18 protein-coding genes are annotated in these 22,904 nt (G+C 75.6%); 15 read left to right on the top strand and 3 right to left on the bottom strand.

The window, feature by feature from the left end:
• The 4 genes from Q7L73_RS27090 to Q7L73_RS27075 form a co-directional block, all read left to right on the top strand.
• The coding region (locus tag Q7L73_RS27090) for a sensor histidine kinase KdpD (RefSeq protein ID WP_304715736.1) at positions 1-640 on the top strand (640 nt) is incomplete at its 5' end.
• A gap of 116 nt (positions 641-756) precedes the next feature.
• Entirely contained in the window at positions 757-1,242 is a 486-nt protein-coding gene (locus Q7L73_RS27085) for a MarR family winged helix-turn-helix transcriptional regulator (protein ID WP_304694810.1), read from the top strand.
• Entirely contained in the window at positions 1,242-2,951 is a 1,710-nt protein-coding gene (locus tag Q7L73_RS27080) for an MFS transporter (protein WP_304694811.1), read from the top strand. The genes Q7L73_RS27085 and Q7L73_RS27080 overlap by 1 nt, the downstream gene beginning before the upstream one ends.
• Positions 2,948-3,505 carry an isochorismatase family protein gene (locus tag Q7L73_RS27075; RefSeq protein WP_304694813.1) on the top strand — a complete coding sequence of 186 codons (558 nt, stop codon included), beginning with the start codon at positions 2,948-2,950 and terminating at the stop codon, positions 3,503-3,505. Before Q7L73_RS27080 ends, Q7L73_RS27075 begins: the two co-directional genes overlap by 4 nt.
• Positions 3,506-3,553: 48 nt before the next feature.
• Here the strand turns inward: Q7L73_RS27075 and Q7L73_RS27070 are convergent, their stop codons facing one another.
• Positions 3,554-5,137 (bottom strand): serine protease, encoded by a 1,584-nt coding sequence (locus Q7L73_RS27070; protein ID WP_304715734.1) that lies wholly within the window; start codon positions 5,135-5,137, stop codon positions 3,554-3,556.
• A gap of 67 nt (positions 5,138-5,204) precedes the next feature.
• On the opposite strand from Q7L73_RS27070, the gene lhgO reads away from it, so the two are divergent.
• Both lhgO and Q7L73_RS27060 read left to right on the top strand, forming a co-directional pair.
• Positions 5,205-6,440, top strand: coding sequence for an L-2-hydroxyglutarate oxidase (gene lhgO, locus Q7L73_RS27065; RefSeq protein WP_304695459.1), 1,236 nt, complete (start codon positions 5,205-5,207; stop codon positions 6,438-6,440).
• 82 nt (positions 6,441-6,522) lie between these two features.
• Positions 6,523-7,077 (top strand): hypothetical protein, encoded by a 555-nt coding sequence (locus Q7L73_RS27060; RefSeq protein ID WP_304695461.1) that lies wholly within the window; start codon positions 6,523-6,525, stop codon positions 7,075-7,077.
• Between the two features lie 4 nt (positions 7,078-7,081).
• On the opposite strand, the gene Q7L73_RS27055 is transcribed toward Q7L73_RS27060, so the two are convergent.
• On the bottom strand, positions 7,082-8,116 hold the full coding sequence (locus Q7L73_RS27055; protein ID WP_304695463.1) for an extracellular solute-binding protein: 1,035 nt from the start codon (positions 8,114-8,116) through the stop codon (positions 7,082-7,084).
• A 221-nt stretch (positions 8,117-8,337) separates the two neighbouring features.
• Here Q7L73_RS27055 and Q7L73_RS27050 point away from each other — a divergent pair, with 221 nt between their 5' ends.
• Positions 8,338-10,065: a hypothetical protein gene (locus tag Q7L73_RS27050; RefSeq protein ID WP_304695465.1), complete on the top strand. Its 1,728-nt coding sequence runs from the start codon at positions 8,338-8,340 to the stop codon at positions 10,063-10,065.
• Between the two features lie 220 nt (positions 10,066-10,285).
• Positions 10,286-13,639 carry a hypothetical protein gene (locus Q7L73_RS27045; RefSeq protein WP_304695467.1) on the top strand — a complete coding sequence of 1,118 codons (3,354 nt, stop codon included), beginning with the start codon at positions 10,286-10,288 and terminating at the stop codon, positions 13,637-13,639.
• 15 nt (positions 13,640-13,654) lie between these two features.
• Here the strand turns inward: Q7L73_RS27045 and Q7L73_RS27040 are convergent, their stop codons facing one another.
• Entirely contained in the window at positions 13,655-14,542 is an 888-nt protein-coding gene (locus tag Q7L73_RS27040) for an SMP-30/gluconolactonase/LRE family protein (protein WP_304695468.1), read from the bottom strand.
• A gap of 166 nt (positions 14,543-14,708) precedes the next feature.
• Between Q7L73_RS27040 and Q7L73_RS27035 the strand changes: the two genes are divergently transcribed.
• The 7 genes from Q7L73_RS27035 to Q7L73_RS27005 are packed head-to-tail and all read left to right on the top strand — an operon-like array spanning position 14,709 to position 22,838.
• Positions 14,709-14,945, top strand: a complete 237-nt coding sequence (locus Q7L73_RS27035; protein WP_304695470.1) for a hypothetical protein — start codon at positions 14,709-14,711, stop codon at positions 14,943-14,945.
• Positions 14,939-16,327, top strand: a complete 1,389-nt coding sequence (locus Q7L73_RS27030) for an amidase family protein (RefSeq protein ID WP_304695472.1) — start codon at positions 14,939-14,941, stop codon at positions 16,325-16,327. The genes Q7L73_RS27035 and Q7L73_RS27030 overlap by 7 nt, the downstream gene beginning before the upstream one ends.
• Positions 16,324-17,265 (top strand): phosphotriesterase, encoded by a 942-nt coding sequence (locus Q7L73_RS27025; RefSeq protein ID WP_304695474.1) that lies wholly within the window; start codon positions 16,324-16,326, stop codon positions 17,263-17,265. The genes Q7L73_RS27030 and Q7L73_RS27025 overlap by 4 nt, the downstream gene beginning before the upstream one ends.
• Positions 17,262-18,455, top strand: coding sequence for a Xaa-Pro peptidase family protein (locus tag Q7L73_RS27020; RefSeq protein ID WP_304695476.1), 1,194 nt, complete (start codon positions 17,262-17,264; stop codon positions 18,453-18,455). Before Q7L73_RS27025 ends, Q7L73_RS27020 begins: the two co-directional genes overlap by 4 nt.
• Positions 18,456-18,498: 43 nt before the next feature.
• Positions 18,499-20,019 (top strand): GMC family oxidoreductase, encoded by a 1,521-nt coding sequence (locus Q7L73_RS27015; protein ID WP_304695478.1) that lies wholly within the window; start codon positions 18,499-18,501, stop codon positions 20,017-20,019.
• Positions 20,016-21,407: an MFS transporter gene (locus Q7L73_RS27010; protein ID WP_304695480.1), complete on the top strand. Its 1,392-nt coding sequence runs from the start codon at positions 20,016-20,018 to the stop codon at positions 21,405-21,407. The genes Q7L73_RS27015 and Q7L73_RS27010 overlap by 4 nt, the downstream gene beginning before the upstream one ends.
• Before the next feature lie 9 nt (positions 21,408-21,416).
• Positions 21,417-22,838, top strand: coding sequence for an amidase (locus Q7L73_RS27005; protein ID WP_304695482.1), 1,422 nt, complete (start codon positions 21,417-21,419; stop codon positions 22,836-22,838).
• Positions 22,839-22,904 lie beyond the last annotated feature (66 nt).

Genomic DNA, 22,904 nt, shown 5'->3' with positions numbered 1-22,904 from the left:
CGGCGGCTTGGCGGCGGGCGGCGGCTTGGCGGCGGGCGGCGCGGCGGGAGGCGGCCCGGCGGGCGGCGGCGCGGCACCCGCCGAGGGTGCGCTGCGGGCGATCGAGCAGGCCGCCGAGCGTGCTTCGGGGACGATCGCCGACATGCTGGAGCTGGCGCGGCTCGACGCGCGGCGAGGGCGGATCGAGCATGAGCCGCTGCGGCTCGACCTGCTGCTGGAGCAGGTCGCCGAAGAGCATCGCGACCGCGCCGCGGCGGCCGGCGCGGAGCTGCGGCTCGACGGCGGCGCGGGGGAGACCGTCGTCGAGGGCGACGAGCGGCTGCTCGCCCGCGCGCTCGCGAACCTGGTCGAGAACGCGATCCGCTACGGCGCCGTCGGCGGCGAGATCGCGGTCAGCCTGACGCGCGAGGGCGACGAGGCGCGCGTGCTCGTCGCCGACCGCGGCCCCGGCGTGCCGCCGGCCCAGCGCGACGCCGTCTTCGACCGCTTCCACCGCGCGACCGCGACCGCCGGCGGTTCCGGCCTCGGCCTCCCGATCGCCCGCCTCGTCGCCGAGGCCCACGGCGGCACGCTCACCCTGCTGCCCGCCGACGACGCCGCCCCCGGCGCCCGCTTCGAGCTGAGCCTCCCCGCGCGCTGACGCCAGTCCGCCCCGGAAGTCTGCGGCGGAGTACACGCATACGGTGCACTCCGCCGCAGACTTCCCGTGCGGGCGGCGGGAATGCAAGGGGAGACTGATAAGGCTAGACTTACTACATGGCCCCGAAGGACGCGTACCCCACCACCGCTGACGCGCACGGCGGCGGCGCGACGTCGACCGATCCGCACGACGTCGCGGCCGCCCTGCGCGTCAGCGTCGGGATGCTGCTGCGGCGGATGCGGCAGGTCCCGACCGACGGCGACCTGACGCTGCCCGAGTCGGCCGCGCTGGCGCGGCTGGACCGCAGCGGCCCCGCCACCTCGGCCGCGCTCGCCAAGCAGGAGCAGATCAGCCCGCAGTCGATGGGCGCGACGCTCGCGGCCCTGCACGAGCGCGGCCTGATCGAGCGCGCCGCCGACCCGCAGGACGGCCGCCGGATCGTGCTGTCGATCTCCGCCGCCGGGCTGACCGCGCTGCGCAGCCGCCGCAACGAGCGCGTCGAGCAGCTCGCCGCCGCGCTCGCGCAGGACTTCACGCCCGCCGAGCTGCGGCAGCTCGCGCAGGCCGCGCCGTTGATCGAGCGGCTCGCGCAGCGGATCTGATGGCGCCCGCCGCGACAGCCGCGGGCGACTACAAGTGGACCGCGCTGTCGAACACGACGATCGCCGTCTTCATGTCGGCGCTCGACGGCTCGATCGTGCTGATCTCGCTGCCGGCGATCTTCAACGGGATCGGCCTCGACCCGCTCGCGCCCGGCAACATCGGCTACCTGCTGTGGATGATCATGGGCTACCGGCTCGTGCAGGCGGTGCTGGTCGTGACGCTCGGGCGGCTCGGCGACATGTACGGCCGCGTGAAGATCTACAACGCCGGCTTCGCGGTCTTCGCCGCCACCTCGGTCGCGCTCAGCTTCGACCCCTTCCACGGCGGCAACGGCGCGCTGTGGCTGATCGTCTGGCGCGTCTTCCAGGCGCTCGGCGGCGCGATGCTGACCGCCAACTCGGCCGCGATCCTGGTCGACGCCTTCCCCGCCGACCAGCGCGGCTTCGCGCTCGGGATCAACCAGATCGCCGGGCTCGCGGGCCAGTTCGTCGGCCTCGTCGCCGGCGGCCTGCTGGCCGCGCTCGACTGGCGCGCGGTCTTCTGGGTCAACGTCCCGATCGGCATCTTCGGGACGATCTGGGCCTACCTGCGGCTGCGCGACGACGGCCAGCGCCAGGGCGGGCGGATCGACTGGTGGGGCAACGTCACCTTCGCCGTCGGGCTCGGCGCCGTGCTGGTCGCGATCACGGAGGGGATCCATCCCTACGGCGGCCACGCGATGGGCTGGACCAATCCGTTCGTGATCGGCCTGCTGGCGGGCGGCGTGCTGCTGCTGGTCGCGTTCGTGCTGATCGAGCGGGCGATCGCGGAGCCGATGTTCCAGCTCGCGCTCTTCCGCATCCGCAGCTTCACGGCCGGCTGCGCGGCCGGCTTCGTCGCGGCGGTCGCGCGCGGCGGGCTGCAGTTCATGCTGATCATCTGGCTGCAGGGGATCTGGCTGCCGCTGCACGGCTACGACTTCGCCGACACGCCGCTGTGGGCCGGCATCTACATGCTGCCGCTGACCGCCGGCTTCCTGATCTCCGGCCCGATCGCCGGCACGCTCTCGGACCGCTTCGGCGCGCGCGGCTTCGCGACCGGCGGGATGGTCGTCTTCGGGCTCTCGTTCGTCGGCCTGATGCTGCTGCCGGTCGACTTCCCCTACTGGCTGTTCGCGCTGCTGATCACGCTCAACGGGATCGGCACCGGCATGTTCGGCGCGCCCAACTCCTCCGCGATCATGGGCGCGGTGCCGGCGTCGCAGCGGGGCGCCGCGTCGGGGATGCGGGCGACATTCCAGAACTCCGGCACCGCCCTGTCGATCGGCGTCTTCTTCTCGCTGATGATCGCCGGCCTCTCCAGCACGCTGCCGGGGACGATGAGCAGCGGGCTGGAGGCGCACGGAGTCGCGCCCGCGGTCGCGCAGCAGGTCGCCGCGCTGCCGCCGGTCTCGTCGCTGTTCGCGACCGTGCTCGGCGTCAACCCGATCGCGCACCTGCTGGAGCCGAGCGGCGCGCTGGCCTCGCTGCCGCCGGGCAGCGCCGCGACGCTGACCGGCCCGACCTTCTTCCCGCAGCTGATCTCCGGCCCGTTCCACGACGGGCTGATCGTCGTCTTCACCGTCGCCGCGGCGCTCGCGGCCGTCGCCGCGCTCGCCTCGCTGGCGCGCGGCGGCCGCGCCGACGCCGCCGCCCCAAGGCCCACCTCGTCCGAAGGAGCACCCGCATGACCGTCTCGACGCTCGACCCGACGCCCGCGCTGGTCGTGATCGACCTGCAGCAGGGGATCGTCGGGATCCCGGCCGCTCACCCGTCCGAGCAGGTCGTCGCCAACGCGGCACGGCTCGCCGCCGCCTTCCGCGCCGCCGACCTGCCGGTCGTGCTCGTCAACGTGACCGGCGGCGCGCCGGGGCGGACCGAGGCGCCGCGCCTCGGCGCAGATCGCCCGGCCGACTGGGCCGAGCTGGTGCCGGAGCTGGACGCGCAGCCGAGCGACGTGCGCGTGACGAAGCAGACCTGGGGCGCCTTCACCGGCACCTCGCTGGAGGCCGAGCTGAGAGCGCGCGGCGTCACGCAGGTCGTGCTGAGCGGGATCTCGACCTCGGCCGGCGTCGAGTCGACCGCCCGCTTCGCGCACGAGCACGGCTACCACGTCGCGCTCGTCACGGATGCGATGACCGATCGCGACATCGCGCTGCACGACCACAGCGTCCAGCGCGTCTTCCCGCGCCTCGGCGAGACGGGGACGACGGAGGAGCTGCTGGCGCTGCTGGCTGCGCGCTAGCGGGGCGGGCGCGGCGGCGCGCGGCGCGCGGCGCGCCGGGCACCGCCCTCAGCGCAACGTCAGCCGCTGCGTGCGCGTCGTCGTCTTCGCGCCGGGCGCCGTGACGACGACGCGGGCGCTGACGGCCAGGCGGCGGCTGCTCGCCAGCAGGCGCCGGCCGGCGGGGCTGAGGCGGATCGCGACGAGCTTGCTGCCGGCGGCGGTGAAGCTCGTGCGGGCGCTGCCGGCGGCGATCATGCGGGTCTTGCCGCCCTGCTTGACGCGCGCGCTCAGCGTCACGGTGACGCTGCCGCGGGCGGCGAGCCGCACCGTCAGGCGCCGCGTCGCGCCGCGGCGCGCGGCGAGCGCGACGGTCGCGCGCGGGGCGGCCTTCGGCGTCGCCGCGGGGGCGGCGGGGGTCGGAGCCGGGGTCGCGGGCTGGGCGGGCGCCGGGGCCGCGGGCTGCGCCGGGGCCGGGCCGGGCGTCGCGGGCTGCCCGTCGCCGGGCTGCTCGGGATCGGGGATCGCGGTCGGCGCGGCGCCGAGCGTGACGGCGGTCGAGCCGCTCGGCATGTCGCCGCTGAACGTCAGCGTCGCGCTGGAGTCGGCGGTGACGCTCGGCGCGGCCGTCACCGTGACGCTGCAGCTGGCGCCGATCGGCAGCGCCGTCTGCGAGCAGCCGTCGTCGCCGACGCTGAACTGCGCGGCGTCGCGGCCGCCGACGGCGACGCTCGCGAGCGCCAGCGGGGCGGTGCCGGACGCGGTCAGCGTGACGGTCTGCACGGCGCTCGCGGGCGCGGCGAACGAGACCTGCTCGCGGTCGGTCGTGGCGGCGCGGGTCCAGCCGATCCCGGCGTCGATCCAGGCGCGGTAGCCGAGCACCTCGGTGTAGACGCCGGGCTTGCCCGGGAAGGCGCAGCCGCTGCCGTAGCTGGTGGCGCCCATCAGCACGGGCCGGCCGGCCGTGTCGGTGACGGTCAGCGGGCCGCCGCTGTCGCCCTGGCAGGTGTCGACGCCGCCGCTCTCGACGTTGCCCGCGCAGACCTGCTGGGCGGCGTAGATGACGGTGTATCTCGCCGCGCAGACGCTGTCGGCGACGAGCGGCAGGTCGACCTCGCGCATTCTCGTCGGGTAGCTGCCGGACTCCGCGACGGCGCCCCAGCCGGCGGCGTGCGCGGTCCCGCCGACCGGCCACAGCGGCTCCAGTCCCGGGCCGGCGATCGCCATCGCCGGCTGCGTCAGCGGCGTCGCGAGCTGCAGCAGCGCGATGTCGTTGCGCTTGGTCTCGTCGCTGTAGGCGGCGTGCGCGCGGATCTGCGTGACCGCGACGCGCGTGCCGCTGCCGTCGCCGAGCGTGTGCGTGCCGGCGAGCACGTCGATGTCGCCGGCGCTCTTGCCGCGGACGCAGTGGGCGGCGGTCAGCACCCACTGCGGCGCGACCAGCGTGCCGCCGCAGAACTGGGCGTCGAACGTGTTCGCCGTGCCGTGCGTCAGCAGCCCGACGAGCGACGGCCAGCTCCCTGCCGGCGCCTCGTGGCCGCCGACGATCCGCGGCGCTGCGCCCGGCACGGCGGCGGCGCCGGCGACGGCCGGCGCGATGGCGAGTGCGATCCCTGCGAGGGCGGCCAGCCCGAGTCCCTTCGGTGCGCGCATGACAGCCACGGTAGCGGCCGGGGGCGAGCCGACAACGGCCGCCTCGCGTGTGTAGCATCGCTGCACAGTGTCTGTGTCTACGGAGGGAACCTACGACCTGGCCGTCGTCGGCGCCGGGATCGTCGGGCTGGCGGTCGCGCGCGAGCTGCTGACGCGCCGGCCCGGCCTGCGGCTCGCGGTGATCGACAAGGAGCCCGCCGTCGGCGCGCACCAGACCGGTCACAACAGCGGCGTGATCCACGCCGGCATCTACTACCAGCCGGGCTCGCTGAAGGCGCGGCTGTGCGTCGAGGGCGCCGCCGCGCTGTTCGACTACTGCGAGCAGCGCGAGATCGCGCTCGACCGCTGCGGCAAGGTGATCGTCGCGCTGCACGAGCGCGAGCTGGGCCGGCTGGAGGAGCTGGAGCGGCGCGGTCGCGCCAACGGCGTGCCGGGGCTGAGACGGGTCGACGCCGCCGGCCTGCGCGAGCTGGAGCCGCACGCCGCCGGCGTCGCCGCGCTGCACTCGCCGAACACCGCGATCGTCGACTTCCCCGCCGTCGCCCGCGCGCTCGCCGACGACGTGCGCGCCGCCGGCGGCGAGCTGCTGCTCGGCACCGAGATCGTCTCGGCGGAGCGCCGGGCGGGCGGCGCCGGGCTGCTGCTGCGCGGCGCCGACGGGCGCGAGACGGTCGCGCGCCGCGCGGTCTTCTGCGCCGGCCTGTGGGCCGACCGCGTCGCGCGCGCGGCCGGCGCCGACGCCGACCCGCGGATCGTCCCCTTCCGCGGCCAGTACCTGACGCTCGCGCCGGCCGCGCGCTCGCTCGTCAGAGGGCTGATCTACCCGGTCCCCGATCCGGCGCTGCCGTTCCTCGGGGTCCACCTGACCAAGCACGTCTCGGGCGAGGTGTGGGCGGGGCCGAGCGCGCTGCTGGTCGGCGCCCGCGACGCCTATGCGATCGGGCGGGTGCGGCCCGACGACCTGCGCGAGACGCTCGCCTGGCCGGGGACCTGGAAGGTGATGGCGAGATACTGGCGCAGCGGGCTGGACGAGCTGCGGCTGGCCGCCAGCAGGCGCGCCTTCGCCGCCGCCTGCGCGGAATACGTGCCGGCGCTGCAGGCGAGCGACCTGCTGCCGGGCCAGGCCGGCGTGCGCGCGCAGGCGGTCTCGCGCGACGGCAGGCTGGTCGACGATTTCGTCTTCTCGCAGTCGCCGGACGCGCTGCACGTGCGCAACGCGCCGTCGCCCGCGGCGACCTCGGCGCTGGCGATCGCGGGGCTGGTCGCCGACCGGGCGCAGGAAGCGCTCGGCCTCGACCGCTAGCTTTGTCGCAGGTCCTGGCGACACGGAGGTGGTTGGAGCGATGACGAGGAAGGCCGCCTTCAGCGCGGACGATTGGGCGAAAGTGGCCGCGGCGCCCGCGCTGACGGGGATGCTGGTCGTCTCCGCGAGCCGCGGCGGCACGCTGAGAGAGAGCGTCGCGCTGTCGCGCGCCTACGCGGAGGCACGCGCGGCCGGGCCGAGCCCGCTGCTGGCGGAGCTGCTGAGCAGCGCGCCGCCGGCCGCCCAGGTCGCGGAGCGGCCGCGTTCGGCGGAGGAGCTGGAGCGGTTCGTCTTCGACCGGCTGCGCCAGGCGGTCCTGATCCTCGAACGGATCGCCACCTATGAGGAGGTCGCCGAGTACAAGCGCTTCGTCTACGCCGCCGCCGAGGCGGTCGCGAACGCGCACAAGGAGGGCGGCTTCCTCGGCATCGGCGGCACGCGCATCAGCGAAGGCGAGCAGGCGGTGCTCGACAAGATCGTCGCGCTCTTCAACGCGACCGACGAGCCGTCGGTCGAAGCCGAAGCTGAAGCCGACGTTGCTCTGGAGGAGGGGACGCCAGAGCCCGCGCCCGCCGCGGAGCCCGCGCCGGAGCAGCATCCGGTCCACAGATGGGCGCCGCCGAAGCCTGGCGGCTGAGCCGCTAGCCGACGGCGGCGACGAGCTCGGCCCACAGCGCGTCGATGCGGGCCGCGGCGTCGGCGTCGAGGTCGCGGACGGTCAGGCGGCGCTCCAGCACGGCCGCGGGCGGGAACAGCACGGGGTCGTCGCGCAGCTGCGGCGGCAGCAGCGCCTGGGCGGCGGCGTTCGGGGTCGCGTGGCCGGCGCGCTCGACGTTGAGGCGCGCGACCTGCGGGTCCAGCAGCGCGGCGATCGCGGCGTGCGCGAGGCCGGGGCGGGCGCAGCCGGCGGCGATCGCGACGGTCGTCACCCACACGACGACGCCCTCCTGCGGCACCGCGTAGGCGAGCCGCCGCGGCTCGGCGCGGACGGCGGCGGCCGCCGCGCCGCCCCAGGCGTGGTGGGCGGCGACGCTGCCGTCGCGCACCGGCGTGACGAAGTCGCCCGAGTCACGGCGGGCGTAGGCGCCGGCGGCGGCCTGCGCCAGCAGCAGCTCGCGGGCGCGTGCGAGCGCGGCGGCGCCGGTCGCCTCGAAGCGCTCGCCGACGGCCAGCAGCGCGGCGCCGATCACCTCGCGCGGCTCGTCCAGCAGCCCGACCGTCACGCCCGCCGGCGGCGCCAGCAGCGCGCGCCAGCCGCCGGCGCCGGGGAGGCGGTCGCGGTCGTACAGATAGCCGGTCGTGCCGAAGGCGAGCGGGACCGCCCAGCGCTCCTGCGGGTCCCACGGCGGCCGTCGCACCCACGGCGCGAGCGCGTCGCGGCCGGGGAGGAGGGAGGGGTCGAGCGGCGTCAGCAGCCCGCGCCCGGCGAGCCGCTCGATCATGAAGTCAGAGGGCGTGATCAGGTCGAACCGCTCGCCCGCCAGCAGCCGCGCCTCGAGCTGCTCGTTGGTCGCGATCGGCTCGCAGTCGAGCGCGACCCCGACCCGCTCCGCGACGACCGCCAGCGCCTCGGCCGCCGGCATCCCGTCCCAGACGAGCATGCGCAGCGGGCCGCCGTCGGCGCCGCCGTTCGCTTCCGACGCGTGGGCGCCCTTGCGATCGTTTGCCAAACCCATTTGGCAAGCGTAGCGTGGGCGGCGCCGACGCGCGCGGCGGGGAGGCGGGGCGACGCGCGCGGCGGGGGTGGGCGGCCGCGCCCGGCCGGGGAGGTTGGGGTCGGCTGGCGCGGGAGGCGGGGGGCCGGCTGCCGCGCGAGGGTGCGGGCAGCCGAACCGCGGCGCAGCGGGCGCGCGCTAGGGTCCGCCTCGTCCCTCGCAGAGCCATGGAAGGTCACTCGATGCCGAGCAGTTCCCCGCGCGCGGCGGTCGTCGCGCTGGCTGTCGCCGCGCTCGCGGCCGTCGCCGTACCCGCCGAAGCCGCCCCACGGGTCTCCCTGCAGGTTCAGATCAGCGGCCTGCCGAAGGGCCAGGCGCCAGCGGCGACGCTGCGCGGGCCGGGGATCAGAGGGGCGACGCCGATCCGGCGCGCGAGCACGACGCTGCGGGGGCTCAAGCCCGGCCGCTACGTGCTGACGCTGAGACGCGTGCAGACGCGCGGCAAGGGGATCCCGGCCGGCTCGGTCGCGCTGCCGACACAGGCGCGTACCAGCGTCCGCATTCAGAGAACGGGCAGAGGCGCGACGCTCGCCGCCTCCTACGGCGCGATCATCCGCGACGGCGTGCAGCCCGCGCCGCGCCGGATCGCCGCCGTCCAGGGCGCGAAGGACGACCCGACCGGCCTCGTGCTCCCGCGCGGCGCTGCCGTCCCCAGAGCGGGCGCGTACTTCACCTCCGGCCCGACCAGACAGCTCCCGAGCGGGCTGATCTCGCGCGTCACGAGCGTGCGCAGAACGAAGCGGGGGGTCATCGTCGGGCTGAGATCGGTGCCGGTCACCGAGGTCGTGCCGGAGTTCCACGGCTGGGCGCCGGGCGCCGGCACGAGCAGCACCCAGGCGCGTGCGGCGGGCAGCACGACCGTCGGCCCCGAGCCCGATCTCGGCAAGGCGATCAAGTTCGCGAAGGGGCTGCCGTGCAGACTCGACACGAACGTCGGCCAGTCGGGCGGCGCCGCGGCGGACATCCAGATGGGCCTGCGCGACCCGCGCATCGAGCAGCTCGAATGGGGCGTGCTGCACCCGCGCGTCCACCTCCGCCTCTCCGGCGCGTGGTTCGTCGGCTGGAGACTGAACGACGGCGACGCGCTCAAGTGCAGCGAGACGCTCGACGGCTTCACGCAGATCGTCGCGGTCCCGATCGGCCCGGTCGTCGTGCCGTTCTTCTTCGGCGCCAAGATCGCGATCAAGACGGCGATGACGCAGACCGGCGGCCCCGTCACCGCCGATCACGCCGTCGCGCTGACGATCGACGCCGACAGCGACCGCGGCGTCGCGAACTGGCTGCAGGCGACCGCCACGCCGCAGAGCCGGATCGACGGCCAGGTCGCGCTCGACCTGCAGGCGCAGGCCGGCTTCTACGTCGAGGCCGGCGTCGGGCTGCCGAAGGTCGCCAACGTGAAGGTCGAGCTGGGCCCGGAGCTGGTCGCCCAGGCGAGATACGACGGCACCTGCCAGGCGGAGGCGAAGCTGTCGGGCAAGCTCGTCGCCGAGCTGGTCGTGCGCACCTTCACGTTCGACATGTACAGCAGAACGTTCCTCGGCCCGATGGCGCTGCTGGGCTGCAAGGTCGTCGACCCGATCCTCGGCGACTGGCGCTACAACGACGGCGGCGGCGACCTCCGCATCACGGCCAACCCGGGCGGCGGCTTCACCGCCACCGCGCTCAACCCGAACACGATCAACGGCGGCGACTGCGTCTACCGCCCGACCGGCAGCCAGTTCGCGATCGCCGGCGCCGACGGCTCCTACACGAGCGAGTTCAGCTGGTGGAGACTGCCCGACTGCGTCAAGGTCGACGCCGATCCGGCCGCGACGCTGAAGATCGCCTTCTACAACCGCGACAAGATCGACTTCTGCGGTCGCACCCCCAGAAACTGGGGGTGCGACACGCTGTCGCGGATCAGACGCTAGAGCTTGAACTGGCCGAGGAGCCGCTCCAGCTCCTCGGCCGTTCTCGCCGCGCGTCGTGTCGGCGCTCGTCGAGTCAAACGATTGATTCAGGGTGCAGGTGGGTAAGCGCTCTCCTGTTGTCGTAGGTCAATCGATTGACTGAGGAGAGATCGATGGTCATGCAGTTCTGCGCCGGCGCCGCCCCGGCGCGCAGCGCCGCCCTCCCGCCGGAGGCGCGCGGATGAGTCGTCGTGGCGTGATCGCGCTCGTCGCCGGAGCGATCGCCGTGGTCGCGCAGGGAACCGCCGTCGCCGCGTCCGCCGCCGCGCCCGCGCCCGAGGCCGCGCGCCCCGGCGGCGGCACCGCCGAGACGACCGCCTGGCGTGACGGCAGGCTCCAGCTCGACGCCGGCGCGGTCGTCTCGCGTTCGGACCTCGTGCTCGACGACCCGTCGTGGCGCGAGGAGCAGGCGATGCCGCTCGGCAACGGCACGCTCGGCGCCGCCGTCTGGGCGCGCGACGGCTTCACCGCCCAGCTCAACCGCAACGACACCTTCCCCGACCTGAAGTCGGCCGGGCGGCTGGTCGTGCCGGGACTGCTGAGCATGGCGACCGCGCGCGACTACGACGGCCGGCTCGACTACCACGACGCCGAGCTGCAGCAGCGCGGCGGCGGGCTGAACGCGCGCGCCTACGTCCGCGCCGACCGCGACCAGCTCGTGCTGGAGGTGACCGGGGCGCCGGCCGGCAGACGCCAGTCGGCCGAGCTGACGCTGTGGGAGGGGCGCAGACCGGCGACGTACGCCAGCGGCGACCGCGCCGCGCTCGCGGAGACCTTCAGCGACGCCAGATCGGGCCTCGCCTCCGGCGCGATCGCGGCGCTGACCGCCGACGGCCGCGACGTGCGCGCGACCGTCGTCGACGGCGACACCGTCCGGCTCGACTTCACGCCCAAGCGCGACGGCAGCTTCCGCGTCGTCGTCGGCGTCCCGTCCTACGCCGGCGGCGACCTCGCCGCCGCCAGCCGCGCCGCGCTCGCCGGCGCCGACGGCGCGCGCCCGCTCGACCGCGCCCACCGCGCCTGGTGGCACGACTTCTGGTCGCGCCAGGCCGCGCCGCTGCGGATCGACTCGCCCGACGGCAGCGGCGAGTACATGGAGGCGCTGCGCGCGCAGCAGCTCTACACGACCGCCGCGACGATGCGCGGGAGCGTTCCGACCGGCCAGGCCGGCGCGGCCAACATGCTCTACCCGTGGAAGGACGGCGCCGTCTCTGCGCCGACCTGGTTCCACTTCAACCTGCGCCAGGGCAGCTTCGCCAACCTCGGCGCAGGCACCGCCGCGTTCAACCTGCCGTACCTGCGGCTGTACCTCGACCGCCTCGACAGGCTGCGTGCCGCGACACGCGCGAGCTGGCCCGGCGCCGCCGGCACCTGCCTGCCGGAGCTGATCCGCTTCGACGGCAGCGCCGACGGCTGCCTCGCCGCCGCCGAGCCGACCTGGACCAACCGGATCCTGACCGGCGGGCTGGAGGTCTCGCGCACGCTCTACGAGACCTCCCGCCGCACGGGCGACGCGTCGCTGCTGCAGCGCGGCTGGCCGCTGATGCGCGACGTCGCCGCGTTCTACCTGTCGCTGCTGAGAGAGGGCCCCGACGGCCGCCTCCACCTCGAGCACGTCAACTCGTTCGAGACGCAGTGGGACACGACCGACCCGACGACCGACGTCGCCGGCATGCGCGTGATGTTCCCGCTGTTCGCGCGGCTGGCCGCCGAGCGCGGCGAGCGCGACCTCGCCGCTCGCCTGCGCGCCGCCGCCGCGCGCCTCCCCGAGCTGCCGACGACGACCCGCAACGGCGAGCGGGTGCTGGCCTGGTCGGCGACCGGCGAGCCGGCCAAGAACACGCAGAACACCGACATGGAGCCGCTGCTGCCGTGGGGCCTGCTCGGCGCCGACAGCGAGCTGATGCAGGCGACCTTCCGCCAGCGCGTCTTCCCGCTCACGCGCGAGTGGTCGGAGGACCCGATCTGGGCCGCCCGGCTCGGCCAGGCCGACGCGATGGCCGCCCTGCTGCAGCAGGGTACGCGCGACCTGCAGAAGTACCCCAACGGCTTCTCCGTCCACGGCAAGAACGACGACCCCGCCGCGCAGCGCAACATGTACAGCTCGTGGAACGCGATCGTCGCGGGCGCCCTGCAGGACGCGCTCGTGGCCGACTACGACGGCACGATCCGCGTCGCTCGCGCCTGGCCGGAGGCGTGGTCGGCAGCCGGGACGGTCGTCGTCGGCGGCGCCCATCGGATCTCGACAGAGGTCCGCGGCGGCGTGCCGGCGTACGTCGGGATCGAGGCCGGGTCGAGTGAGACGGTGCGGATCGCGAACCCGTGGCCGGGCCAGCCCGTCCAGCTGCTCGAAGCCCGCCATGGCCGCGATCGAGTGGTCGTGGACGGGACCCGCGCCGCGGTCATCTCAGCCAGGTTGAAGCAGGGTCGCTCCTACACGCTGGAGCGGGTCGCGCGGCCGGTCGCGCGGACCCGCTTCGCCGCGGTCGGCGGGACGCCGGCGCGGGCGGTCAAGCGGCTCGGGGAGGTGACGCTCGGCGTCGCCGGCGGGGTGCCGCAGCAGCCCGAGGGGCTCGTCTCGCAGGTCGCCCCGGAGAAGCTCGACCAGCTCGTGCAGGCGCGCGTCGGCGGGCAGCTCTTCAGCGACAGGGGCGACACGATCGCCGCGCTGCCGCCGTCGCTGGAGGGCGCGACGACGATCCGCCCGTTCACGGCCGACGCGAAGGCGACGGCGCCGGCCGAGGCGCTCAGCTTCCAGCTCGCGCGGCCCGCGCCGGTGTCGGTCGCCTTCGACGCGCGCGGCGAGGGCAGATGGTGGCCGTCATGGCTGGCCGAGCAGGGCTTCGAGCGGACCGGCGAGACGATCGCCACCCACGACCAGCTGCGCCGCTTCACGCTCGTCGACGGCTGCCTGCGCGCCTCCGGCGGCGGTGTCACGCTGACGCGAGCGGGCGCTGATTGGGGCGACGTCGTCTTCGAGGCGACGGTGCGGCAGATCCAGGTCGGCGCGGCGGTCGTCTTCCGCGCGCCGGACAGCAGAAACGGCTACGTCTGGCAGATCGGCGGGCCGCTCGGCAGCGCCGGCGGGCTCGGCCAGCTGCGGATGAGCGTGCTGGTCGACGGCAGATCGACGCTGCTCGGCACGGTGATGCCACTGAAGCCTCCGGCCGGCAACGAGTGGAGAATCCGGATCGAGGCGATCGGCGACCGCATCCGCACGTTCCTGGGCGGCGAGCTGGTCGACGAGCGCACCGACACGACGCACGCCGCCGGCCGCGTCGGCGTCAGCCTCGGCGGCAGCGACGTCGGCGAGTACGACGACCTGCGCGTCAGCGATCCCGCCGGTCGGACGCTCTTCAGCGAGCGGTTCGACGGTGACCTGTCGGCGTGGGACCAGCCGGTCGGGCGGCAGGACACCCCGCTCGTCGTCTTCCGCAAGACGTTGCCGGCGGGGCGCGTCGCGCTCGGCCCGAACTCGGGCGTGAGCGGCCAAGGCGACGCGCCGTACGTGACGTTCGTCGGCGGCGGGCGCTAGGCGCCCGCGGTCCGCCTAGAACCGCCCGAGGTCGATGATTCTGTCGACCTGCCGGGCGGTTCTGGCGGGGTCGTCGCCCGGCACGTGGCCGTCGAGCACCCACAGGTGGCCGCCGATCAGCGCCAGGTCGACCGGGTTGCGCAGCCTTCTGCCGCGCGGGAGCGTCTGCGTCACGCGGCCGCTGGCGAGGTCGGCGCTCAGTCTCACGACCTGGACCTTGCCGCGGTTCTCGGCGACGAACAGCGTGCGGCCTCTGAGCGCGAGGCCGTCGTTGGTGGGCAGCGAAGCGTTGAGCGTGACCTGTCTGGTCGCGCCGGTCTTGGTCGAGAAGGCGAACAGCTTGCCGCTGCCGTACTGGCCGGTCAGCAGCCAGCCCGGCCGCGCGAGGATGATCCCGTCGAGGTCGAGTCTGTCGGGCGTGAAGTCGCCGCCCGGTCTGATCGTGCGGACCGTGCCCCTGCCGGAGGTCGGCAGCGCGTGGATCAGGTGCGTGAGCGTGTCGGTGACGTAGGCCGTCTTGCCCTGCACGGCGACGCCGTTGAGGAAGCCGGCGCCGGGGACGCTGTGGCGGCGGATCAGCCTGCCGCTGCGGCCGTCGTAGACGTCGATCTTGCCGTTCGTGCCGCCGGCGACGATCAGGCGGTTGTCGCCGGCGAAGCGGAGGCCGTTGCCGCGGTTGCCTCTTCTGCCCTTGACGAGCACGGTCTGCTGCCCGCTGCGCGGGTCGATCCGGCGCACTTCGCCGCTCGTCTGCGAGCTGACGAAGAGGGCGCCGCGGTGGGCGGTCATCGCCTCCGCCGAGAAGCCGGCGGGGAGCGTGATCGTCTTGGCCGAGGCCGGTGCTGCTGAGGCGGCGGCGATCAACGCCGCCGCCGTGACTGCGGTGCTGCGGATGGGGCTCATCGCAGAGGCCTCCCCGCCGCGCCAGGTTCGTCAAACGCCGAATCGAGTCACGGGTGTCTCGGGCAGGCGAGGTCGCCGGCGATCTGCGCGTGCAGCGTCCCGGCGGGCGTGACGCTGGTGAGAAGTTTTGTATCCAACTGTTGTATCTGTGGATACACTGCGCCGCATGCCCGTTCTCGCTCACGTCGCCGGGATGCCGCTGGAGGAAGTCGCCGCCTACGCTGCGCCCGCGTTCGCACTCGGTCTCTCGGCGCTCGCCGCCGGCTTTCGCGGTGTGATCGCGGCGAGGCTTCCGCGGGCGGGGAGGCGGGCCGCGAGCGGCGCGGGCGCGGGCAGCGGCGGCGAGTCCGTCGCGCGGGCGGGCCTCGGCGGAGCGGCGGCAGGGGAGGAGCCGCGATGCTGAGCGCGCGCGAGCAGGCGGCGGCGATTCGCGAGCGGAAGGTCTCGGCGGTCGAGACGATGCAGCGCCACCTCGACGCGATCGCCGCGCACGAGCCGGCGCTCGGGGCGATCGTCAACGCGATCCCCGAGGCCGACGCGCTCGCGCTGGCGCGCGCCGCCGACGACGCCGTCGCGGCCGGCGAGCCGCTCGGGCCGCTGCACGGGCTGCCGATCGCGGTCAAGGACGTGATGGACGTCGCCGGGCTGCCGACGACCGCCGGCGCCGTCCCGCACAAGGACCGGATCGCCACGCGCGACTCGCTGCTGGCGGAGCGGCTGCGCGCCGCCGGGGCGCTGATCATCGGCAAGACGAACACGCCCGAGCACGGCCTCGGCACGCTCACCTTCAACGACCTCTTCGGGCCGACCCGCAACCCCTACGCGCTCGACCGCCACGCCGGCGGCTCCAGCGGCGGCGCGGCGGCAGCGGTCGCGGCCGGGCTGCTGCCGCTCGCCGACGGCTCCGACTCGGGCGGCTCGCTGCGCTACCCGGCCGCCTTCTGCAACGTCGTCGGGCTGCGGCCGTCGCCGGGGCGGATCCCCTCCAGCCGGCCCGACGACGGCTGGAGCCCGCACGGCGTGCTCGGCCCGATCGCTCGCGACGTCGCCGACGCCGGCCTGCTGCTGTCGGCGATCGCCGGTCGCGACGACCGCACGCCGATCGCGCTCGACGACGACCCGGCGGCCTTCGCGCAGATCGTCCCGAGCGGGTTGAAGGGCGTGCGGGTCGCCTGGAGCTGGGACCTCGACGGCCTCCCGATCGACCCCGAGGTGCAGCGCGTGCTGGGCGAGATGCGCGCGGCGCTGGTCGAGGCCGGCTGCGTCGTCGAGGACGTCGAGCCCGACTTCTCCGGCGCCGACGCGGCGTGGGAGACGATCGAGATGCTCGGCTTCCTCGCCTTCTGCGGCGCCGACGTGGCGCGGTTCGGCGACGCGATGCGCGACGACATCGTCCGCAACGTCGAGCAGGGCAGAGCGCTGACGGCGCAGCAGCTGGTCGACGCGCAGGCCGCTCGCACCGCGATCTACCGCCGCACCTGCACGCTGATGGAGCGCTACGACCTGCTGGCGGCGCCGGTCGCCCCGGTCGTGCCGCCGCCGGTCGAGCTGCCGTGGGTGAGGGAGGTCGCCGGCACCCGCTTCGAGCGCTACTTCGAGTGGCAGCGGTGCGCGACGCGGATCGTCGTCACCGCGCATCCGGCGCTGTCGCTGCCGGGCGGCTTCAGCAGCGAGGGCCTGCCGGTCGGCCTGCAGCTGGTCGGCCGCCACCGCGGCGAGCTCGACCTGCTGCGCCACGCGGCGGCGATCGAGGCCGCGACGGGGCACGGGTCGAGACGGCCGTGATCGAGACGGTCCTCGGCCCGCTCGATCCGGCGCTGCTGGGGCCGGCCTCGATGCACGAGCACCTGCTGTTCGACGCCCGCGGGCTCGGGCTCGAGCCGCCGCGCGAGCACTTCCAGGACGACGCGGCGCTCGTCACGGCCGAGCTGGCGGACGCGCGCGCGGCCGGGCTCGGCGCCGTCGTCGACCTGACCGTGTGGGGGTTCGGCGGGCCGTCGCCGCGGCTGCCGCAGATCGCGCGTGAGAGCGGCGTGCACGTGGTCGCCGGGGTCGGCGCCTACCTCGGCCGCACCTGGCCCGAGTGGCTGCGCGCGCTCGACGGCGACGCGCTCGCGCAGCGGTTCGTGAGCGCGTTGACCGACAGGCTGCCCGGCTGCGAGCACCGTGCCGGGATCGTCGGCCTCGTCGGCGAGGGGCTGCCGCCCGCGCCCGAGGAGGAGCGCGCGGTCCGCGCCGCCGGCGCCGCCGCCGCCGCGACCGGCGCCGCCGTCGCCCTGCGGCTCGACCCGCGCGCCGACACCGCGTCGCGGCTGCTGGAGCTGCTCGCGCGCGAGGGGATCGGGGCCGGGCGGGTGCTGCTCTCCAACGTCGACGGCTACGCGAACGACCACGCCCGCGTGCGTGAGCTGGCCGCGACCGGCGCCACGCTGAAGTGGTGCTTCGGCTACGAGGCGCCGCCGCGCGCCGGCCTCACCGCCGCGACCGACGCCCAGCGGATCGACGCGATCTGCATGCTGCTGGAGGAGCAGCCCGGCGCCCGCCAGACGCTCGCATGCGGGACGTGGACGCGCGGGGCGCTGCGCCGTCACGGCGGCCGCGGCTTCGCCCACCTGCCCGCGCGCGTCGTGCCGGCCCTGCGCGAGCGCGGCCTCGGCGACGCGGAGCTGGACGAGCTGCTGGTCGCCGCGCCGCGGCGGCTCTTGGACAAGGAGGCCCCGTGAACGTCCCCGACTCGCTCGCCTTCGACCTCGCCGAGTACGCCGACCGCCGCGCCCGCGTGCGCGAGCGGATGGCGGCGCGGGGGATCGACGCGCTCTACGTCAGCTCGCCCGCGAACGTGCTGTGGCTGACCGGCTACGAGGCCTCCTGGTACCCGCCGCGGCTGCCGCTCGGCTGCGCGCTGCGGGCCGACACGGAGCAGCTCCTCTTTCTCGACTGGAGCCGCCACGTCGACTACGTCCGCCTCAACGCGCTCTACGACGAGCTGATCACGTTCGAGTACGGCGAGGCGGCAGCGGTCGCGACGCGCGAGCTGGGCCGGCGCGGCTGGCTCGGCGGCACGATCGCGCTCGAATGGACGGCGCCGAGCCCGGTCGCCGCCGAGCTGCGCGGGCTGGAGCAGGCGTTAACGGCGGCCGGCGCCGAGGTCGTCGCGGGCGACTGGCTGGTCGACGGCGCGCGGCTGTTCAAGTCGCCGGCCGAGCTGGAGCGGGTCCGCCGCGCGGGCGAGATCGCCGACGACGCCTTCCGCGCGCTCGCGCCGCGTCTGCGCGCGGGCATGAGCGAGCTGGAGGTCGGCGCGCTGATCACGACGCTGCTGGCGGAGCGCGGCAGCGAGGTCGCCGCGCAGCCCGCGCTCGTCTCCTCGGGGCCGGGCGCATGGTGCGACACGCACGCGTTCCCGTCCACGCGCGCGCTGAGCGAGCCCGACGTCGTCTGCGTCGACGCCTGCGCGGTCGTCGACCGCTACCACGTCAACCTCTCGCGCACGTTCGCGGTCGGGACGCCGAGCGCGCTCGCGGCCGAGCTGCTCGACCACGCCGCCGGCGCGCTGCCCGCGCTCTGCCGCTCGGCCCGCGCGGGGGAGGGGCCGGAGGGCGCGATGGCGCTCGCCGAGGCGCACGTGCGCGAGCGGATCGCGGCGGAGCGGATCTGGTGGGTCGGCGGCTATGCGCTCGGGCTCGCGCTGCCGCCGAGCTGGGTCGGGCACGCCTACCTCGCCAACGACGGACCGGAGCGGATCGCCTTGCAGGACGGCTGGACCTCCAACTTCGAGACGATCCTCTACGACCGCGACGAGGGCTTCGAGGTGGCCGCGATCGACACCGTCGTGATGGACGGCGGCACGCTCGCGCCGCTGTCGGCGATCCCGCGGATGCTGCTGCGCGCGGGCGAGCAGGTGCCGGCGTGAGCGCCGCGTCCGCGTTCGGCGGCGGCCTCGCGCGAGGCGCGCGATGACGCCGCTCCCGCGCGAAGCCGAGGCGATCGTCGTCGGCGGCGGGACGGCAGGGGCGGTCGTCGCGGCGCGGCTGGCCGCGGCCGGCGTGCAGACGCTCGTGCTGGAGGCCGGCCCCGATCCCGGCCCGCTCGGCGATCCGCGCTGGCCGCAGGACCTGCTCGACGCGAGACGGCTCGGCCACTCCTGCGACTGGGGCTTCGACTCCGGCGACACGCTCGGTGAGGGCGAGCCGATGCGGTTCGAGCGCTCGCGCGTGCTCGGCGGCTGCTCGACCCACAACGGCGCCGTGCAGACGTGGGGCCACCGGCTCGACTACGATGGCTGGGCCGCGCTCGGCAACCCCGGCTGGAGCGCCGACGAGCTGGCCCCGCTGTTCGAGCGAGCGTCGACCCAGCTGCGCGTCCGCACCTATCCGCTCGGCGAGCTGACGCCGTGGCAGCGGGCGTGGTTCGACGCCGGTCCGGCCGCCGGTCTGCCGCAGCTGAACGACGTCAACGGCCTCGATGAGGGCGTCGGCGTGGCGCCGGAGTCGGTCAACGTCGTCGGCGCCGGGATCCGCTTCAACAGCGCCTTCGCCTACCTCGACCCGGTCCGCGGCCTCGACACGCTCACGATCGCCGGCGACGCGCTCGTCGACCGCGTGCTGATCGGCGCCGACGGCGCGGCGCGCGGCGTCGCGGTGACGCAGCGGGGCGAGACGCACGAGATCGCCGCGCCGCTGGTCGTCCTCTGCGGCGGCGCCTACTGCACGCCGACGGTGCTGCTGCGCTCCGGCGTCGGGCCGGCGGAGCAGCTGCGCGCGCTCGGGATCGCCGTCGCGCGCGACCTGCCCGGCGTCGGCGAGAACCTCCACGATCAGCCGTTCGCGATGCTGCGGTTCGCGGGCACGCCGCAGATCGCGGCGGCGATGGACGCGGCCGTCGCGGCCGGCTGGGCGCCCGACGAGCAGGTGATCGCGAAGGCGGCGTCGCGCTTCGAGCGCGAGGCGTTCGACCTGCACCTGTTCCCGTACAGCCCGACCCACCTCTACGACGGCTGGAGCTGGCACGCGGGCGCGAGCGCGCTGCGGCCGCGCTCGCGCGGGCACGTCCGGCTGCTGTCGCGCGACCCGGAGGCGAGACCGCTGATCGACCATCGCTTCCTCAGCGATCCCGGCAACGAGGACGTCGCGATGCTGCGCGACGGGATCGCACTGGTGCGGGAGCTGGCGACGTCGTTGGCTCACGTGGCCGGCGGCGAGCTGACGCCCGGCCCCGACGTGACCGAGCCGGCGGCGCTGGAGGCGTGGCTGCGCGCCCGGCCGGACAGCTACTGGCACCCCGTCGGGACGGCGAGAATGGGTCCGGCGAGCGACCCGCTGGCGGTCTGCGACGCGCGCGGCGAGATCCACGGCCTGCCCGGCTGCCGCGTCGCCGACGCGGCGCTGATGCCGTTCGTCCCGCGCGCCGCGACGGCGATGCCGGTGACCGTGATCGGCGAGCGGATCGCCGCCTCGATCCTCGCCGAACGCGGGTGACCGGGGGCGCCCAAGCGGAAGCTGCCGGCGGCCTCGCGGCTGCCGGCGGCGATGCGGCGGGCGCGAGCGACGCTCGCCTCGGCGGCACGTTCTGGGCGCTGTTCGGCATCAACGTGCTGTCGGTGCTGGCCTCCGGCGTCACGACCGCGATGCTGCCGCTGTACGTGCGCGGGCCGCTCGGCGGCGGCGCGGCGGCGGTCGGGATCGTCGTCGGCGTCGCGTCGCTGCTGGCGATGGTGCTGCGGCCGCCGCTCGGCGAGCTGGCCGACCGGATCGGCCCGCGGCCGGTCGCGATCGCGGGCGCGCTGCTGGCGATCGCGGGCGAGCTGCTGCTGCTCGTCGCGGGCGTGCTCGCGCTCGGCGGCGTCGGCCGCATGCTGACCGGCTTCGGCGGCGCGACGCTCAACACGATGATCACGATCTGGGTGATCGAAACCGCTCTGCCGGGCGCCCGCGGGCGGGCGCTGAGCATCTTCGGCGTCAGCGTCTGGATCGGGCTCGGGCTCGGCCCGCCGCTGGGCGAGCGGCTGCTCGACCAGTTCGGCTTCACCGCCGTCTGGGCCGCGACCGCGGCGCTCTCGACCGGCGCGCTCTGCCTGCTGCTCGCGCTGCGGACCGCGCCGAGACCGCGCGGCGGGCCGCGCGCGAGCGGGGGCGCGTGGCTGGCGCCGCTGAAGGCGGTCGCGCGGGCCGGCGCCGGCGGGGCGATCTCGTGGGCGGGGCAGGGGGTCGTGCTGACGTTCCTGATCCTCCACCTGCAGGCGCGCGGGATCGGCGACGGCGGTGGCCTGCTCGGCCCCGGCTCGGTCTTCACGATCTTCGCCGCGAGCGTGATCTCCGCGCGGCTGCTGCTGCGCTCGCTGCCCGACCGCGTCGGCGGCGCCCGCAGCGCCGCGATCTCGCTGCTGGCGGTCGCGGGCGGGCTGGTGCTGATCGCGCTGGCGCGCTCGTTCGGGCTGGCGGCCGTCGGCGCGCTCGTGCTCGGCGGCGGCTACGCGGTGCTGTACCCGTCGCTGATGCTGGTCGCGATCGCGAGCGTCCCGCCCGAGCGGCGCGGCTCCGCGACCGGCGCCGTGCTCGCCTACATGGACCTCGGCATGGCGGCCGGCGCGACCGCCGGCGGCCTGCTGGCGGCGTGGCAGGGCGAGGCGCTCGCCTTCTGGGTCGCGGCGGCCGCGCAGCTCGTCGGCGTCGTCGCGATCTGGGGCGCCCGCGACGCACCCGCGCCGCCGACTGACGCATCCGCGCCAGCGTTCGACGCATCCGCGCCGCCGAATGCGGAAGGCGAGCCCGCGTCATACGCATCTGCCGCCGAGCATGAGGCCGTCGGCGGATCGCCCCGCGACGCGCCTGCACATCTGCAAGTGGATCCAACTCAAACACGATAGGATCCACGCGTGTCGTCCGATCAGCTGCACTGGCGCAGTGCCCACGAGCTGGCCTCGGCGGTCCGCGCGGGCGAGCTGTCGGCGGTCGAGCTGGTCGAGACCTTCCTCGCTCGCATCGACGCGGTCGACCCGCTGCTGAACGCGATCCCGACGCTCGTGCCCGAACGGGCGCTGGTCGAGGCCGCGGCCGCCGACCGGCGCGCGCGCCAGGGGCTGCCGCTGGGCATCCTCCACGGCCTGCCGATCGCGGTCAAGGACCTGATGGACACGGCCGGGATCCGCACGACCTACGGCTCGCCGCTCTACTCCGACCACGTGCCCGCCGCCGACAGCCTGCTGGTCGAGCGGCTGCGCGCGGCCGGCGCGATCGTGATCGGCAAGACCAACACGCCCGAGTTCGGCGCCGGCTCGCAGACCTTCAACCCCGTCTTCGGCGCGACCCGCAACCCGTACGACCTGACGCGCACGGTCGGCGGCTCCAGCGGCGGCGCGGCGGCGGCCGTCGCGGCCGGTCTGCTGCCGTTCGCCGACGGCTCCGACCTCGGCGGCTCCGTCCGCAACCCCGCCTCCTTCTGCAACGTCGTCGGGCTGCGGCCGTCGCCGGGGCGGATCCCCAGCGGCCGGCCCGGCAACGCCTGGGACCCGCTCAGCCTGCTCGGCCCGATCGCGCGCGACGTGCGCGACGCCGGCCTGCTGCTGGCCGCGCTCGCCGGCCCCGACGACCGCTCCCCGATCGCCCTCACCGACGACCCGGCCGCGTTCAAGGACCCGCCGACGCGCGCGCTCAAAGGCGTCCGGATCGCCTGGAGCGACAGCGCCGACGGCCTCCCGGTCGACCCGGCCGTCACCGCCGTGCTCGAACGCGCCCGCGACATGCTGACCGAGCTGGGGGCGGAGATCGAGCTGCGCGAGCCCGACCTCTCCGGCGCCGACGAGGCGTTCGAGACCTTCCGCGCCTTCGAGCTGTTCGCCGCCCACGGCGACGACCTCGCGGCGCATCCCGGCCAGGTCAAGGAGACGCTCGCGGGCAACATCCGCGACGGCGGCGCGCTCAGCCCGGCCCAGCTGGCCCGCGCCGCCGACCTGCGGACCGCGCTGTACCGGCGCACGAACGCGCTGCTGCACGAGTTCGACCTGCTCGCGCTGCCGACGGTGCAGGTGCCGCCGTTCGCGGTCGAGCAGGAGTGGGTCAGAGCGATCGCGGGGGTGGAGATGGAGCGGTACTACACGTGGATGCGGTCGTGCTCGCGGATCTCCGCGACGACGCTGCCGGCGCTGTCGATCCCGGCCGGCTTCACGCCCGACGGGCTGCCGGTCGGCCTGCAGCTGGTCGGCCGCCATCGCGGCGAGCTGGCGCTGCTCGGCCACGCGGCCGCGTTCGAGGCGGCGACCCGCCACGCCCGCAGACGGCCCGCGGCGGTGCCGGTGTGAGCGCGCACGGCAGCGTCCCGGCGGGCGCCGCGCCCGGCGCGCCCGCGCCCGGCGGCGGCCGCGCAC

The organism is Conexibacter sp. CPCC 205762, from assembly GCF_030646155.1.
GTDB lineage: Bacteria > Actinomycetota > Thermoleophilia > Solirubrobacterales > Solirubrobacteraceae > Conexibacter.
Note: the sequence above shows the minus strand (reverse complement) of the source record. Positions and strands in the feature narration are given on the sequence as shown.